Here is a 15,041-nt window from a genome sequence, read left to right as displayed (position 1 = left end):
GAGCCTCGAACATGGAGGGATGCTCAACATGGATGCCTTCCAGTACCAGGGAGTGCCCAAGGTGGAACTCCACAGGCACCTTGAGGGCGCGATTAGGCCTTCAACCATTCTCGACCTCTATCAGCGAAACCGGGGCAAGCACCTAGGCGCACGTCTCGAAGAGCTCATACCGAGGATTCAGATGATGGAGGGAGAGAGGTCCTTCTCCACGTTTCTGGGGAAGTTCAACTTCTTCATGCCCTGTATTGCATCTGCCGCAGACCTTGCGAGGATCACCTCCGAGGCCATAGAGGACTGCGCGGCCGACGGGATCATCTACTCCGAGCTCAGGTTCGCTCCGTCGTTCATCCAGGAACTGACTGGCCTCAGTGCAGTGCAGGCGGTGGAGGCGGTCCTTGAGGGAGCTAGGGTTGCCAAGCGCGGATTGCCGGATATTATCGTGAATTTCATCGCCATCATACTGCAGCCATCGGGGGAAAAGGCGGGATGGGATGGTGTGAGGTTGGCCGCGGATTACCGCGAGGCAGGGGTCCGCGGTGTGGACATCGCAGCCGATACAACGGTCCTGCCTCTTGAGGAGTACCTGCGCCCGTTTGCCTGGGCTCGTGCGAACGGGCTGGGCGTGACTGTGCACGCCGGTGAATCGGAGGGGTCGGACTCAGTGCGCACTGCTATTGAGAAGCTGGGCGCCCCGCGCGTTGGCCATGGGGTGAGGGCCGTGGAGGATCCACGGGTCGCCTCACTCGCCGCCGAGAGGGGAACCCTGTTCGAGGTGTGCTTGACCAGCAATGTCCAGACCGGAGTGGCCGCTGATCTGCAGGCGCACCCTCTGCCTAGGCTGATGGAGATGGGGGTGAAAACCTGCCTCAACACTGATGATCCTGGCATCTCCGGAATCACACTGAGCGGCGAATACGCTCGGGCCGCGGAAACGTGGGGCATGGGGGCAGCGGATTTCGCAGCGATGAACGCACACGCCCTCGAGGCCTCATTTGGAAGCGAGGCCCAGCGCAAGACCATCCGTGCCATGCTGGATGGCTGGAGCAGGTGAGCACGATTTCTGAAGAGCACGATGAACGATCGGTGCGGTTAGATCGCGCCGACATACGCCACAACATCCGCATCAACAAGGCCCACGGCGCGTGGCAAAGCCTAGCCTTAAACCTGTTCAACCCGTTCCTCGGCGTGATCGCAATCAGGATGGGCGGCACCAACGCACAGGTGGCATTGATCACTGCGCTTCCGGCTGCTGTGTCCTTCGCCGTGGGCATGCCCGGCGCGGCGTTTCTCAGCCGATTTCCTCGCAAGAAGCGAGCAGCCTGTGCTCTTTACTTCGCGAGCAGACTCTTCCTTCTTGGTGTGGCTGCCCTTCCGCTGATTACCTCCGATAGGCGTGCGGGTGCACTAGTGGCTCTGATCGCACTCATGAACATTCCTGGAGCTGTTGCGAATACGGCATGGCAATCCCTCATAGCTGACAGCATTCCCGAGGAGCACAGGGGCGAGGCTTTCGCCGCGAGGAGCCGTCTGGTGACTGCTGTAGGCTTCCTGCCTGCGATGCTTGGAGGTTACATCCTGGATGCCGCGGCATTCCCCATTGGCTACCAGGCGGTGTTCGTGGCAGCGTTCGCGGTCTCGATGGCGGAGATCCATGTGCTAAGGCAGATCAGGGAACCCGTAATGGACGGACTATGCAGTGGCAAGGGAGCACAGGTTCCTCAGACTGCTCTCAGCCGAGTGCTGGCGAACCGGGACTTCAGAGGGTTCACACTGCGCACTATGCTGTTCTACCTCGGGTGGCTGATGGGACAGCCGCTTTTCACCATTTTCTACGTGAGAGTGCTGAGGTGTGGCAATTTCTGGGTCGGCGTGTTCTCTGTGGTTTCCGGCATGGCGCAGTTTGTCTCCTTTCCAGTGTGGAGCGTGTACGCGGCGAAGAAGGGGAATGCGGCAGCCCTGGCAGCGGCTACAGTCGGAATGGCTCTCACGCCTGTGATGATCGGGATGTCTCGGCATCCGTGGGTGGTGGCGGTGTTCAGCGTTTCAATGGGCATCTTCACATCCGGGACGACGCTGCTCCTCTTGAACTCCCTGCTAGAGCTGGCCCCAGCCGAGGGAAGGACCAAGTACATCGCATACTACAACACCTGCATCAACCTGGCATCGTTCATAGGCCCGTTGGTGGGCCAGGCTTTGGTCCGTTCACTGGACATATACTGGGCGTTAGGCATCTGCGCACTTATCCGAGCAGCCGGGAGCATTGCCATCTGGTCATTCGCGCGGCGGCGCGATTCAGAGAGGGCGCCGTCATGTATGAGGAGGGACATATCATGAAATGCATGCAAGCATGCAGTGCACGCAGGCGGGGGATGGCGTGCGTGGCCGTCTCCGTCATTGTGCTCGGAATCGCATGCTGCGGCGCCGCTGTCACTGCGGCGCCCATGCCATGGCCTGGCGTGCCAGGCCCTGAGCAGTCAGTGAGTTTCCCATACCTTCCGAATTCGCTCAATGAGATCGTTCCGATTACTGCAGGGCAACTATCGGCGCTTACGGTTACCGCGTACTACAATGCGCCGGGCGCTTTAACGCCGAGGATCATGCGACAGAGTGTGAGGTGTTTCCTTGGTCCGGAGTCTGTCGACCTGTTTGTCGACACCCTGGCCCAGCCAACATGGGATGAGTACGTCATTGGGACCCAGTTCTCGGTGACCGATTCCGAGGTGACGGAGGCCTACGCTGAGGCGGGGGCAGTCGCCATGGCATGGCTCAGACGCTACTTCCCGGGCGTGCCCGACGCGAGCATGCGGGTGATATTCAGCGTTAAGGGCCACCAGATCGGCATCTACAAGCAAGGAGTGTTCGCCATAGTCAGATAGTCACAGATCATCCTGGCATTCAGCGGGTCTCGCTCCCAGGCCAGCGGCATGGTAGGCCGCCATGACCAGTCCACAGCGGCCTAGCCCGGAATATGCTAACATGCGCATTCCAAGACGGGTGATGGAGGTGGCGTGGATGTTGAACGCGCCCGCCTACTACTACGATGACATCACGGCTGCCGAGGCTGCCATGGCTGCACAAGCTGCTGAGCAAGGCGTCAATTCCGCTATTCTCGGGCCATGGTGGGGCGGAGGCCCGTTCTTCGGTCCCGGTTGGGGAGGCCCGTGGGGCGGTGGGCCATGGTGGGGCGGCGGCCCATTCTGGGGGCCAGGCCCATGGTTCGGGCCGGGCTGGCGGCGAAGGTTCTGGTAGCAAGCGCCGGCAACTGACACGATTTCGCATCGAGACGGGTCTGTAGGGGTCTGCAGATGAGCAGGGCGGGGCTGTCATGCCCCGCCCTGCGTCTAGATGCATGCCTGAAAGCGGCTTGTCCGCGCGACGTTTCCTCGCCCACCGCCTCGCCCACCGCCTCGCCCACCGCCTTGCCGCGGTCGATGCCGCAGGAACTCAGGTGAGTAATCGAGAACTAACCTGCATCGGGGGTGGCGTTTCATGTGTGCGCAGAAACATGCTGATGGCAAGCTGCTTCAGGCCCTCGCTGAACTCGCCAGGGAGTTTCGCGAGCTTTCGGATCCCGACGAGATCCGCCAGACGGCAGCTCACGCAGTAAGAGATGCTCTGGACTATGAATCTTGTGCAGTCGGTTTCTCTGAGGATGGCGGCGCGGTGAGGCTTGCTTTCTCCGGATCGTGGCCCGAGGCTTCAGGTAGACTGCTGGTTCCGAACCCGTCCGATTCCAGAACACTCACCTACTGCGTTAGCCACGGATCCTCGATTCTCCTTGGCCATGCCGCCGGAGAGCGCCTGGAACCTACGTGCCCTGGAGCGAAATCAGAGGTGTGTGCTCCTATGCTTGGCGGGAAGTCGGTAGTGGGTGTGGTGATTGGGTCCGACTCCAGAGAAGGGGTGTTCGGCGATGAGGAGCTGGGGGTTCACCAGAGTGTCGCGGACTTCCTGGGCATTCTCATTGAGGGGAAGTCCCTCGCAGCTCGGCTCAGGCGCGCCTTGGAGACTGATCCGCAGACCGGCCTGTACAACCGCAAACACCTGGCCAAGAGGATCAATGAGGAGATCTCCCGAGTGAACCGCGGGGGAGGAGGCCAGTTCGCACTGTTGTTCTTCGGTGTCCTTGGGATGGGAGAGATCAACGCCTCTTACGGGCACGAGATGGGCGACGCGGTGCTTGAAATGGTTGCCCGTGCACTCAAAGGGGACTCTCGTGCAAGCGACGTGCCGGCGAGGTTCGGCGACGATGAGTTCACCATACTCCTCCCTGGAGCTGACGCGTCCCGGGCCCAGATGGCGGCCAACAGGATCAGCCGGCAGGTGAGGGCTGTCGCCGTGTCGTCGAGCACAGGCAGGATACAGGCGCCGGAGCTTCAGTGGTGGGTAGTCACATATCCTGCTGACGGTTCCACATGTGATGAACTCCTAGCGGCGCGGGATCGCTTCGGCGCCAGATGAGAAGTGCCGAGGAGCTCGCGCGCATGCGGCTCCTCGGCCTTCGGGCCCATCTTGCGAGGGCCACTACTCGGCGTGCTTGTGCACTATCGTGAACCCTTGGGCGGCAACGGCCTCGCAGGCCTTGTCGGCATTCTCATTGCGGAGCCGAATCACAAGCCTTGCGACTCCGGGCGCGCGCTCGAATGTGGAGAGGCTGATGATGTCGGCATTGGCTGAGGAGATCGCCTGTGTAAGCTCGGCGAACGCCCCCCTCCGGTCGGCCACATCCACGGTGAGCCTCACTCCTACATGCTTCAGGCCGAACCCTTCGATAAACGCGTCGAAGATGTCGGTTTCGGTGATGATGCCGACAAGCCGCGTTCCCTCGAGCACAGGCAGGCCGCCGATTTTGTGTTTCCGCATCATGAGCGCGGCCTTCTCCAGAGTGTCGTCTGCGGCCACCGTGAGCACCTTGGTGGTCATGGCTTCGCGCACTTTCATCTTGGAGATGAGGTAGTTGATTTCGAATACCGAAAGCGATGTGGCGGGGGAAGGCGAGATATGGAGCAGGTCGAGTTCAGTGACGATTCCTGCCAATGTATCGCCCGACATCACTGGCAGCCGGCGCACGTTGTTCCTCTTCATCAGTTCAAGAGCATCCATTACCGATGTTTCCGGACTTACGGTCACCGGGCGCGACGACATGCGATCCCTTACGAGCATTCCGCCGGTCCCTGGAAGGGACCACTCACCATCCTTTCGGGGAAGATAAGTTCGCCGTCGGCGCACGATTTCCTTTCCATATGTGCACGCGGCGGATTGGTTTGAGGCAGGAACACCGGGCAGTGCAGGCGAATGAGCACCTCGAAAAGTGACGATGCCTTGGGAGGTGGAGATTGTGCTCATCGATCTGAACTCGGATGTGGGGGAGTCCTTCGGCCGCTACACGCTAGGAGAGGATGAACTGGTGATGCTGGCGATCACCAGCGCGAATATTGCCTGCGGGTTCCATGCCGGCGACCCGGGCGTGATAAGGGCCACACTTTCCGCCGCTCGCAAGAGGGGTGTGGCATGTGGCGCGCATCCTGGGTATCCCGATCTAGTGGGCTTCGGCCGCCGCGACATGGCCGTGTCCCCGGAGGAGATCTTCGACGACCTCGTCTACCAGGTGGGCGCGGTATGGGCCGCTGCCCGGGTGGAGGGCGTCAAGCTCACACATGTGAAACCCCATGGCGCTCTATACAATAGGGCCGCACGAGATCACGGGGCAGCGAGAGCGATAGCAGAGGCCGTTCGCTCGCTTGACCTCGGCCTGATCCTAGTGGGCCTTGCAGGATCTGAGATGGGCATCGCTGCCAAGGAGGCAGGCGTTGGCTTTGCCGGGGAGGCCTTCGCCGACAGAGTGTATCGTCCTGACGGCGCCCTCGCGCCACGTTCCCAGCCTGGAGCTGTGGTGCACGATCCCGATGATGTCCTTAGGCGCGCCATATCCATAGCCAGAGACCAGCTTGTATGGACATCCACCGGGGAGGCCGTCCCTGTGCACGCACATACCATATGCCTGCATGGCGACACGACGGGGGCGGCCCGACTTGGCGCCTTGGTGCGGGCGGGCATTGAGGACGCAGGCGTCCGCGTTGTTCCCCTTCTTCGGGTGTTGGAGGGTGCGAATGAGGGGTGATCCTGGAGAAAATTGCTATTGCACTGCCCCAGCGATACGGCACGGACTGCGGCAAGAGAGGTGACAGACGGTTGGCTGCTGATAACATGGCGAACACAACGCCCAGTGAGTTTCGCGAAGTGGTTCGGAATGGGCTGTGGCGGCGTCCGACCCCGGGCGTATGCCTTGGCTACACCCAGGCGAACCTGGTGGTTATCCCGGGGGATCTGGCCTTCGATTTCCTTCTGTTCGCGTCGAGGAACCCGAAGCCGTGCCCGATCATTGAGGTGTTGGATCGGGGAATTGCTGTGCCCCGTTACTGTGCAGACGGCGCCGACATCCGTACCGATATCCCGAAATACCGGGTCTACCGACACGGGAAGCTTGCAGGCGAGGCAGATGATATCATCTCCATGTGGCGCGATGACTTGGTGGCATTCCTGTTGGGCTGCAGCTTCTCCTTTGAGAGTGCACTCTTGGCCTCCGGGGTTCCTGTTAGGCACATTGAATGCGGATGCAATGCACCCATGTACATCACGAACATCAAGTGCAGGCCTGCGGGGGTTTTCAGTGGACCCATGGTTGTGAGCATGAGGCCCATTCCCGCCGGGCTTGTGGCGCGAGCAGTGGAGGTCACCGCTGCGATGCATGCAGTGCACGGCGCGCCGGTCCACATCGGGAACCCGGAATCCCTGGGCATCAGAGACCTTGCAGTACCGGATTTCGGAGACCCGGCGCCCATCAGGGACGGCGAGATCCCTGTGTTCTGGGCGTGCGGGGTTACGCCTCAGGCTGTGGCGCTAACAGCCGGGCCCGAGCTGATGATCACCCATTCGCCGGGGTTCATGTTCATCACCGATATTCCTGACAGCTCGGTGCAGGGTTTCCTCATGGGGATGGATGTTGGGGACGCCGCGAGCCGCCAGCATGAGAGAAGGGAGGGGAGAGGATGAGCGAGCCACGTTACCGGTGGGCGGGCGATTCTGCGGTGTCGGTGGAGTACGGCAATGAGATATCCCCGGAAATCGCCATGAGAGTGAGGGCGATGACAAGAGCTGTGGAAGCCGCTGGGCACGAGTGGTTTCAGGAGGCTGTGCCATCGTATAGGTCCGTTCTGGTAATGTACGATCCAGGCCTCGCGTGTCCCGACGAGGTAGTGAAGGCGCTCAGGGATCTGGATGGGCTTTCAGCTGTCCAGTGTGCTCCGCCGCCCCGGCGCCTCAGCCTACCGGTCTGTTACGGGGAGGACTTAGGTCCGGACTTGGCCGACGTCTCGACCCATACCGGCCTTTCAGAGGCAGACGTGGCAGCGATCCATTCCTCCTGCGATTATCTCGTGTACATGATAGGCTTTACGATAGGATTTCCGTACCTGGGAGGAATGCCATCGAGTATCGCCACCCCGCGCCTTGCGACTCCGCGAACGCGGGTTCCGGCCGGGTCTGTGGGGATAGCAGGAGACCAGACAGGCGTCTATCCTGTGGACAGCCCCGGGGGATGGAGGATCATCGGGCGCACCCCAGTTCGGCTCGCGCAGCCTGCCGCTGATCCCCCATGCCTGCTCCAAACGGGGGATTTCGTGCGGTTCACTCCGGTAACGCGGGGTGAGTACGAGGCCATCTGCGCCGATGTCGAGCGCGGGTCCTACGCGCCGCAGTTCACTGAGGCAACCTGCGAGAGAGGAGGGGCAGCTCGGGATGGCGGAGGTTCTTAGGGTCGTCTCTTCCGGCCCATGCGCAACAGTGCAGGACCTGGGCAGGACTGGATGGATGAAATACGGGCTGCCTCCCTCTGGTGCGCTCGACAGGGAGAGCTTTTGCATGGCCAACCTGATCGCGGGCAACAGTGCTGGAAGCCCAGGGATCGAGCTGACCATGGGCGGATTCGAGGCGCAGGTTCTTCGGCGTACCGTGCTTTCGTGCACCGGAGCTGATGCCGAGATCACCCTAGATGGCGAGCAGCGGCAGATGTGGGAGGCGTTTGAGGCATTCCCCGATCAGGTGCTTAGGGTGAGCGCGCCCAATTCGGGGGTTCGAGTGTACGTGGCAGTGATGGGCGGAATCGATGTCCCTCGGATCGGGAAGAGCGCGTCAACATATGTAAGAGGCAAGCTCGGAGGCTTGCATGGTCGGCCCTTCCGTGAAGGCGACATGATATCGGTGAGCAGGGCAGGAAGAGGCCGCCTTGATGACATGGGCGCATATGCGGTGGACCCCAGAAGGCTGGCATGGACGAGGGAAGCGCTCCGCGCAGTTTTCGATGCCGAATCGGCCGGACGCGCGAATCGCATACGGGTCGTCATTGGTCCGCAGGATGACTGCTTTACTCTGTGCGGACTCTCTTCGTTCCTTGATAGTGAGTATACACTCACAGCGCAGTGCGACAGGATGGGCATGCGTTTCGACGGACCTCCAATCGAGCGCCTAGAAGGCGCGGACATCATATCCGACGGAATGCCGGCAGGCGCGGTCCAGGTGCCAGCGGACGGAAAACCCATAGTGATGATGGCGGACAGGCAGACGACGGGCGGATACCCGAAAATCGCCTGTGTGATACGGGAGGATCAGAGCGTCCTTGCGCAGCTGCGCCCGGGCGCGAGAGTGCAATTCTGCGGAATCCCGGTGCAGAAGGCGAACGCGCTTGCCCGCACCCCTCCGTGGGAGCGAGAGAGCGAGGCATGCAGGGGCTGCACAACGACGCACGGTGCTTCCAGCTGCATGGAGGCGCAGTCTCATGATCCGATGTGCGCAGAGACGGATGGCGGGCCACATGACGGGCGTCTACTGACCATGCGGGTGAATGGTGTGGATTACACCGTAGTGATCAGGGAAATCACCTAGATGGGCGATGGCGGGCCAACGGAAGATGCCCTATTCTCTGGGTAACTGGAATAAGAGAATGGGGGAGATTTCGATCATGCGGATCCATGGAGGAAGAGCCCTGCGTGTCCCGTGCCTGGCCATGACGCTTGCCCTGATGGCAGCCCTGATGTCGCCTCTCCCCGCAGCTCGAGCGGGTTCGGCTTCGCGGGAGGGCGCAGCTTTTGTCGCAGAGAGGCCAGATGCCAGCGTGGTGACAATGGGCCTGGAGGAACTGTGTGCAAGAGCGGCAGTCGCCGACTCGGGTTGTGTCTCTGCTTGGCTGCGGCTTTCGGACCTTGGCCGTGAGGAGGCGGATTCCGATGCCTGGCGGCTTTCGATTACGACCCAGGTCCGGGCTGGAGGTCTCCAGGTGATTGGCGGGCTGGAAAGCGCGGCGGGGATGGGGGCGTCTGTTGTGTACACCTTTCCCTCCCATCTGAGCTGTGAGGCCGGGGAGTGGCGAGCGCGGCTCGAGGCGCCCCTGGAGTCCGTTCTGGCGAACGGCCGCGGCGGGTGCACGGCGCCTGGTAGTGATCCCCTTGCCCACTGGCGCGAACTCCGACTTCGCTCTGCGCAGTTTGGGCTTGTTAGAGCAGTAGGAGAGGCAGCGGCTGCTGCCCTTGATCGAGTGAGGTGGGCAGTGCAGTCGGCGCGGGAGGGCGAATCGCTGGCGGCGCTCAGGGGCCTGACCGAGGCATGCGCAATGCTGGGGCTGGATGCGGCCGATCCCCGGACTGTGCTCATGGATCATGCGGGGTTCTCCTTACTCCTGGACATGTTCGATTCAGTCCGCATGTTCGGTGTCGACGAGCTGGCGCGGATATGGATCGACTCTGACCCAGCCGTGGTCGAAGCCGAAGCGGAACTGGCGCTGGCGGCAGCCTCTGCTGAAGCAAGCAAAATGGATCCGCGGTTCACGGTAACAGCGGGGCTCGAGTGGGCTGGGAATGAGGCTGCTCCGTCGTGGTCTATCGGAGTCCGAGCCGAGGCTGACTATATGGGCCTTCGCCCTAAGCAGGGGTCTGCTTTTCCTCCTGGCAGAGGAATTGAGGTTCTGTCTGATGAACCGATGCTCCTGGCGCGACAGGCGCAGCTTGCGGCCATGCGAACGCGAAGTGGGATCGAATGTGCTGCGTGCCTGGATAATGCCTATTCAGCTCGGATGCTGCTGGCAGGCGAAGGCAGGGCCGTTGAGAGCGATCCTCAAGCATGCCTTGGGTTTCAGAGCGCTGCGCTCAGGCTGCTATCTGGAATAGGGGCCTACCCAGATATCGGTATCGCCGCGGATCTACTCGGCGAAGGATTTCAGCGCATCGTGTCTAATTAAACCAGGGTTAGAGTGTGCGGCATGGCAGGCGGTCCACCCCTGCCGCCACGAAAGGTGTGATGTGCCTTGGCGAGTGTGCCTCTGATACTGGGGCACCGTGGGATGCCCGTGTCTGCTCCCGAAAACACGATTCCCAGTTTTCGGCAGGCGATGCGCGCGGGAGCTGACGGAATCGAGCTCGATGTCCATCTGTCCAAGGATGGCCAGCTTGTGGTGATCCACGATGAGAAGGTGGATCGCACTACCGATGGCTCTGGGCTAGTGCGCGACAAGACCCTTGCGGAGCTCCTCGGGCTGAATGCTGCGGCGAAGTTCGGACGGGACTGCGCGCCACACCGCATCCCCACCCTCGCGGAGGTCGTCGATGAGGTAGGGGCGGAATGCACATTGCTTAACATCGAGATCAAGAGCGGGATCGTGCTGTACCCCGGCATCGAACAGGAGCTGGTGGCTTTTGTGCGCAAGCGTGCTCTTGAGGGCAAGGTCATCTTTTCATCATTCAACCACTACAGCCTGATGCAGCTGAAGCAGATCGCGCCGGATCTCAGGGTAGGCCTGCTGTATATGGAGGCCCTCGTAGAGCCGTGGCGCTATGCCAGGAGGATTGGAGCGGATGCGCTGCATCCAGCCCACTACACCGTCTTCCCTGAGTTTGTGGCGGGTGCGCACGCCACTGGAATTGCGGTTAATGCCTGGACAGTGGATAAGCCTGATGACCTGGTTCGGATGATCAGATCGGGTGTGGATGCCGTGATCACCAATGACACCGCCACGGCCCTGGAAGTCAGGGAGAGGGAGGAAAAGGCATGAAGCTAGACTACGGACGCACATTCATCCTCGGCCTCGGTTTCTTCGCCATCAGCTTGAGCTGGGCGCTGTACAATGCGTTCGTTCCCGTATTCCTCGATGGACTACTTGCCGATGTCGCGTACAAGAGCACTCTCATTGGGATCATCCTGACTTTCGACAATATCGCTGCGATCACTCTTCAGCCGTATTTCGGCGCGAAGAGCGACAGAACGTGGAACGCGCACGGACGAAGGATGCCCTACATATTGGTCGGAATGCCTCTGGGGGCGCTCTTTCTCGCGCTGATTCCGGTCTTTCGTTCCTCATTTTTGGCCATGATCACTACACTGGTGCTCATGAACATCTCGATGGCGGTGTTTCGCGCTCCAACCGTTGCGCTCATGCCAGACATCACCCCGTCACCCCTTCGAAGCAAGGCTAATGGGGTAATCAACCTCATGGGCGGGCTTGGGGCGTTGCTCGCGTTCTTCATTGGATCACTGCTGTACCGGGCGAACAAGGGATTCCCATTCTACTTCGCCGCAGTCCTGATGATACTGTCAACAGTCGCTTTGCGGCTGTGGATCAAGGAGACTCCAGCAGTTGAGGGAACGGAAAAGGGCGACGAGGCCGTAGGCATCCTCGGCGCTCTGCGGGAAGTTTTCAGCGATGAGGACAGAAGCGCACGCGCCATGCTTCTCGCGATCTTCTTCTGGTTCGTGGCCTGGGCGGGGATCGAGGCCTTCTTCACCCTCTACGGGAAGTCCGTGTGGGGCATCTCAGAGGCGAGCGCCGCCTTCTACCTTGGGTTCTTCTCACTTGCTCTGGTTCTATCTTCGATTCCAGCTGGCATTTTGGCCACATCCATTGGGCGGGGCAGAACCATCAAGATCGGTATAGTTGGGCTGGCAGCGAGCCTGGCTGCGCTGGGATTCATCGGCAGTGGTGTTAAGGGAGTATCGATAATTGTCCCCGCAATCCTGGTAGTAGCAGGCATATTCTGGGCTTGCATAAACATCAACTCATACCCCATGGTGGTGGACATGGCGAGCAGATCCAAAACAGGCGCCTATACCGGTCTCTACTACCTGTTCTCCTCCATGGCGGCGATCACCGGACCGCCCCTGTTCGGGCTTCTGAAAGACATTCTGGGCGCCGGATCGCTGTTTCCGTTCGCGGTCCTGTGCACATTGGCCGCTCTGTTCAGCATTGGAATGGTTAGGAAGGGCGATCCAATACCCGCAGGCGAGAAGATGGCACAGTGAGGCCGCAGCACGCATCGGGCAGGTGAGATTGCAGACAATCTATGCAACGGAGGGAGCGGGCCTCTTGCAGATCGCAGTGAGCCTATTCGGTTTCGGCAACGTGGGGCGCGAGTTTGTCAGGATATTGGCGGACAGGTCTGGTGAACTCGCTATGCGGTATGGCATTGAGCCCCAGGTAGTGTCCATCGTCGCTTCCCACGGCGGAGTTGCAGCGCCCAACGGGATGTCCGCCTCGGAGCTATTGGAGCGCGCCCGGGGTCCGAGGGTCCTTGCGGAACAGCCCGGATTCATCGGGGGAGATCCTGAGGATCTCGACATCTGGCTTCCGGCACAGGCTTCCGGCGTTCCGATGGTGCTTGTGGATGCGACGTGGTCGGATCTGTCAACAGGAGAGCCTGGGCTCTCGCGGCTGCTAGGTGCGGCCCGCAGGGGATGTCACCTGATCACCCTGAACAAGGCCCCATTGGTAGTGGATTTCGATGGGCTGAAGCGTACCGCGCGGGAATATGATGTCCTGCTCAAGTTCAGCGGCGCCACGGCAGCAGGGCTGCCGACCATCGACACCGTGAAGGTCAGCCTGGCCGGGGCGGAGATCCTGAGCATCGAGGGAGTGCTGAACTCCACGACTAACTACGTGCTGACCGCCATGTCAGATGAGGGACTCTCCTACGAAGACGCGCTCCGCCGTGCTCAGGCTATGGGACTTGCTGAGACCGATCCAGGCAGAGATGTGCAGGGTGTAGATACCGCCTGCAAGATGCTGGTTCTCGCCAATGCGGCAATGGGCGCCCACAAGAAACTTGGGGATGTCAGGGTGAGCGGCATAGACAACATAAGCCGACGGGATATCGCAGCCTGGTCGGTGGAGGGGCGCACGGTCAAGCTGGTGGGGCGGGCAGTGCGAACAGAAGACGGCGTGAGCATAGATGTGAAGCCGACTCCCCTTCCGTATCGGGATTTTCTCGCACAGGTGACCGGCGATGCGAAGGGCATCAGGTTTCGGACGGATCTGTTTGGTGAACTCGTGATGATGGGGGGGTCTGGCGGGCTCACTGCAGCCGCAGGCTCTGCCCTCCGCGACCTGGTGAACCTCGGACGGGAGCTTCAGCTCCGCCGGAACGCCATTTAACCAAGGAGGCGGACACTGCGTGGAACGGACCTGCGTTCTGATCAAGCCTGATGGCGTTGCCCGTGGGCTTTGCGGCGAGATCATTGCCCGTTTCGAGCGGAGGGGGCTTCGAGTTGTCAAAGCGAAGACGCTGATGATGTCGGAGAGGCTGATCAGGGAGCATTACCGCCATCTTGAGGGAGAGCCATTCTTTCCAGAGATACTGGACTACATGGCTTCCGGCCCTGTGCTCGCTATTGTTCTTGAGGCCCACAATGCGGTGGAAGCCTGCCGAAAGGTGATCGGGGCGACTGATCCGGTGGCGGCTGCGCCCGGCACTATTCGCGGGGATCTCGCCACGTCGATCAGGTACAACCTTGTGCATGCGTCTGATAGCCGCGAATCTGCCGAGGCCGAGGCAGCCCGGTTCTTCGCCTAGCTTACAGGCACTATTTGAAATGGGGTCATTTGTCTAATGTCTACTGGGGTGTCCAAATCGCAGTACGCATCCGAGCTTCGCCCGGGAACCGTTGTTAGCACAGTGCTGCTGTGCACAGATGTCCGGGCGCGTCAAACCAAGTCCGGTTCGTGGTTCGCCGACGTTCGTCTGGCGGACAGGACCGGAGAGATCAGCATGAAGCTGTGGAACTACAATCAGCAGGCACTATCCAGCTTGGCGCCAGGCGTCTTCGTGAGGCTGAGAAACCTCACCGTGACAGAGTACAACGGAAACCTCCAGCTTTCCGTCGACAGCCAGCAGTACGGCGGGGCGTTCGCTATCTGCGACCCTGAGGAGTGCGATCTTTCCGACTTCGTCCCGTCCACGTCCAGAGATGTGAACGGGATGGCGAGCGAGTTGCTTGAGACTATCGCATCAGTCAGGCAGCAACCTGTGAAGTGCCTTCTCGATTCGTTCTTCGGCGACGTTGAGTTCATGGGAAGGTTCAGGGAATGGCCCGCGGCGGTGAAACACCATCATGCGTATTCGGGGGGGCTTCTTGAGCACACGCTATGTGTTCTGAGGGTGTGCAGGTGTGCTGCAGGGCAGTATGAGTTCGTCAACTGGGATATGCTCGCCGCTGGGGCGCTTCTCCACGATGTAGGGAAGATGAGAAGCTACGACTATGAAAGGTCTCGCGGAGCCGCGAGCATGTCCCCGGCTGGGGTTATGACCGACCACATTGTGCTCGGAGTTGAGATGGTCAGCAAGCGAATTGCGGAACTCGTTACGAGCTGTCCTCGGAAGCAGAGTTGCGCCTCTGGATGCTGGACTCAGCAGATGGCGCTTGAGATCACCCACATGATCGTGAGCCATCATGGGACGCTTGAGTGGGGGTCCCCTGTTCAGCCAGCCACCATTGAGGCGTGCATACTGCATCATGCCGACAACATGGACGCCCAAGTGAACAAGTTCGAGCGGACCATAAGGGACTCAATTGCGGCCGGAGGTGGGCAGTACCGCTACTCAGAGCACGTTGGGAAGATGGTGTGGGTGCCTGCATCGCAAACTGAGGAGCAGTGAACCCTGGATCAGGTTCCAGGCTGTGCTCGCATTCGGGAAACATGCCGGATATGTCGGATATGCACTTGA

General features: G+C 60.6%; 15 protein-coding genes and 1 pseudogene. 15 read left to right on the top strand and 1 reads right to left on the bottom strand.

The genetic code is table 11. The annotated features are described in order from the left end of the window. Window positions 1-28 precede the first annotated feature (28 nt). From add to VB144_02755, 5 genes are all read left to right on the top strand, one after another. On the top strand, window positions 29-1,051 hold the full coding sequence (gene add, locus VB144_02775) for an adenosine deaminase (GenBank protein ID MEA4882580.1): 1,023 nt from the start codon (window positions 29-31) through the stop codon (window positions 1,049-1,051). After that, window positions 1,048-2,334: an MFS transporter gene (locus VB144_02770; protein MEA4882579.1), complete on the top strand. Its 1,287-nt coding sequence runs from the start codon at window positions 1,048-1,050 to the stop codon at window positions 2,332-2,334. Before add ends, VB144_02770 begins: the two co-directional genes overlap by 4 nt. After that, on the top strand, window positions 2,331-2,876 hold the full coding sequence (locus VB144_02765) for a hypothetical protein (GenBank protein MEA4882578.1): 546 nt from the start codon (window positions 2,331-2,333) through the stop codon (window positions 2,874-2,876). Before VB144_02770 ends, VB144_02765 begins: the two co-directional genes overlap by 4 nt. A 136-nt stretch (window positions 2,877-3,012) precedes the next feature. After that, window positions 3,013-3,249, top strand: coding sequence for a hypothetical protein (locus VB144_02760; protein ID MEA4882577.1), 237 nt, complete (start codon window positions 3,013-3,015; stop codon window positions 3,247-3,249). Window positions 3,250-3,489: 240 nt separating this feature from the next. Beyond that, window positions 3,490-4,461 carry a sensor domain-containing diguanylate cyclase gene (locus VB144_02755; protein MEA4882576.1) on the top strand — a complete coding sequence of 324 codons (972 nt, stop codon included), beginning with the start codon at window positions 3,490-3,492 and terminating at the stop codon, window positions 4,459-4,461. A gap of 63 nt (window positions 4,462-4,524) precedes the next feature. Here the strand turns inward: VB144_02755 and VB144_02750 are convergent, their stop codons facing one another. Next, the gene (locus VB144_02750) at window positions 4,525-5,145 is read right to left on the bottom strand and encodes a CBS and ACT domain-containing protein (protein ID MEA4882575.1); all 621 of its coding nucleotides are present in this window, start codon (window positions 5,143-5,145) and stop codon (window positions 4,525-4,527) included. A 193-nt stretch (window positions 5,146-5,338) separates the two neighbouring features. On the opposite strand from VB144_02750, the gene VB144_02745 reads away from it, so the two are divergent. From VB144_02745 to VB144_02700, 10 genes and pseudogenes are all read left to right on the top strand, one after another. Then, window positions 5,339-6,121: a 5-oxoprolinase subunit PxpA gene (locus VB144_02745; GenBank protein MEA4882574.1), complete on the top strand. Its 783-nt coding sequence runs from the start codon at window positions 5,339-5,341 to the stop codon at window positions 6,119-6,121. An 86-nt stretch (window positions 6,122-6,207) separates the two neighbouring features. Then, window positions 6,208-6,969: pseudogene (locus VB144_02740) on the top strand (putative hydro-lyase). Between the two features lie 80 nt (window positions 6,970-7,049). Further along, the gene (pxpB, locus tag VB144_02735; protein ID MEA4882573.1) at window positions 7,050-7,814 is read left to right on the top strand and encodes a 5-oxoprolinase subunit PxpB; all 765 of its coding nucleotides are present in this window, start codon (window positions 7,050-7,052) and stop codon (window positions 7,812-7,814) included. Continuing rightward, entirely contained in the window at window positions 7,798-8,940 is a 1,143-nt protein-coding gene (locus tag VB144_02730) for a biotin-dependent carboxyltransferase family protein (GenBank protein MEA4882572.1), read from the top strand. The genes pxpB and VB144_02730 overlap by 17 nt, the downstream gene beginning before the upstream one ends. Window positions 8,941-9,016: 76 nt before the next feature. Next, the gene (locus tag VB144_02725) at window positions 9,017-10,288 is read left to right on the top strand and encodes a hypothetical protein (GenBank protein MEA4882571.1); all 1,272 of its coding nucleotides are present in this window, start codon (window positions 9,017-9,019) and stop codon (window positions 10,286-10,288) included. A gap of 75 nt (window positions 10,289-10,363) precedes the next feature. Then, complete coding sequence (locus tag VB144_02720) at window positions 10,364-11,098, top strand: glycerophosphodiester phosphodiesterase (protein MEA4882570.1); 735 nt, start codon at window positions 10,364-10,366, stop codon at window positions 11,096-11,098. Further along, a complete protein-coding gene (locus tag VB144_02715; GenBank protein ID MEA4882569.1) occupies window positions 11,095-12,342 on the top strand; it encodes an MFS transporter in 1,248 nt (415 codons plus the stop codon). The genes VB144_02720 and VB144_02715 overlap by 4 nt, the downstream gene beginning before the upstream one ends. Window positions 12,343-12,406: 64 nt before the next feature. Next, window positions 12,407-13,471, top strand: a complete 1,065-nt coding sequence (locus VB144_02710) for a homoserine dehydrogenase (GenBank protein MEA4882568.1) — start codon at window positions 12,407-12,409, stop codon at window positions 13,469-13,471. Between the two features lie 19 nt (window positions 13,472-13,490). Beyond that, window positions 13,491-13,889 (top strand): nucleoside-diphosphate kinase, encoded by a 399-nt coding sequence (gene ndk, locus VB144_02705; protein ID MEA4882567.1) that lies wholly within the window; start codon window positions 13,491-13,493, stop codon window positions 13,887-13,889. Between the two features lie 36 nt (window positions 13,890-13,925). Beyond that, window positions 13,926-14,972: an HD domain-containing protein gene (locus VB144_02700; GenBank protein ID MEA4882566.1), complete on the top strand. Its 1,047-nt coding sequence runs from the start codon at window positions 13,926-13,928 to the stop codon at window positions 14,970-14,972. The last annotated feature ends 69 nt before the right edge of the window (window positions 14,973-15,041 follow it).

The sequence above is a fragment of the Clostridia bacterium genome (assembly GCA_034926675.1).
GTDB lineage: Bacteria > Bacillota > DTU025 > DTU025 > DTU025 > JAYFQW01.
This window is presented reverse-complemented; position numbering and strand designations above follow the sequence as displayed.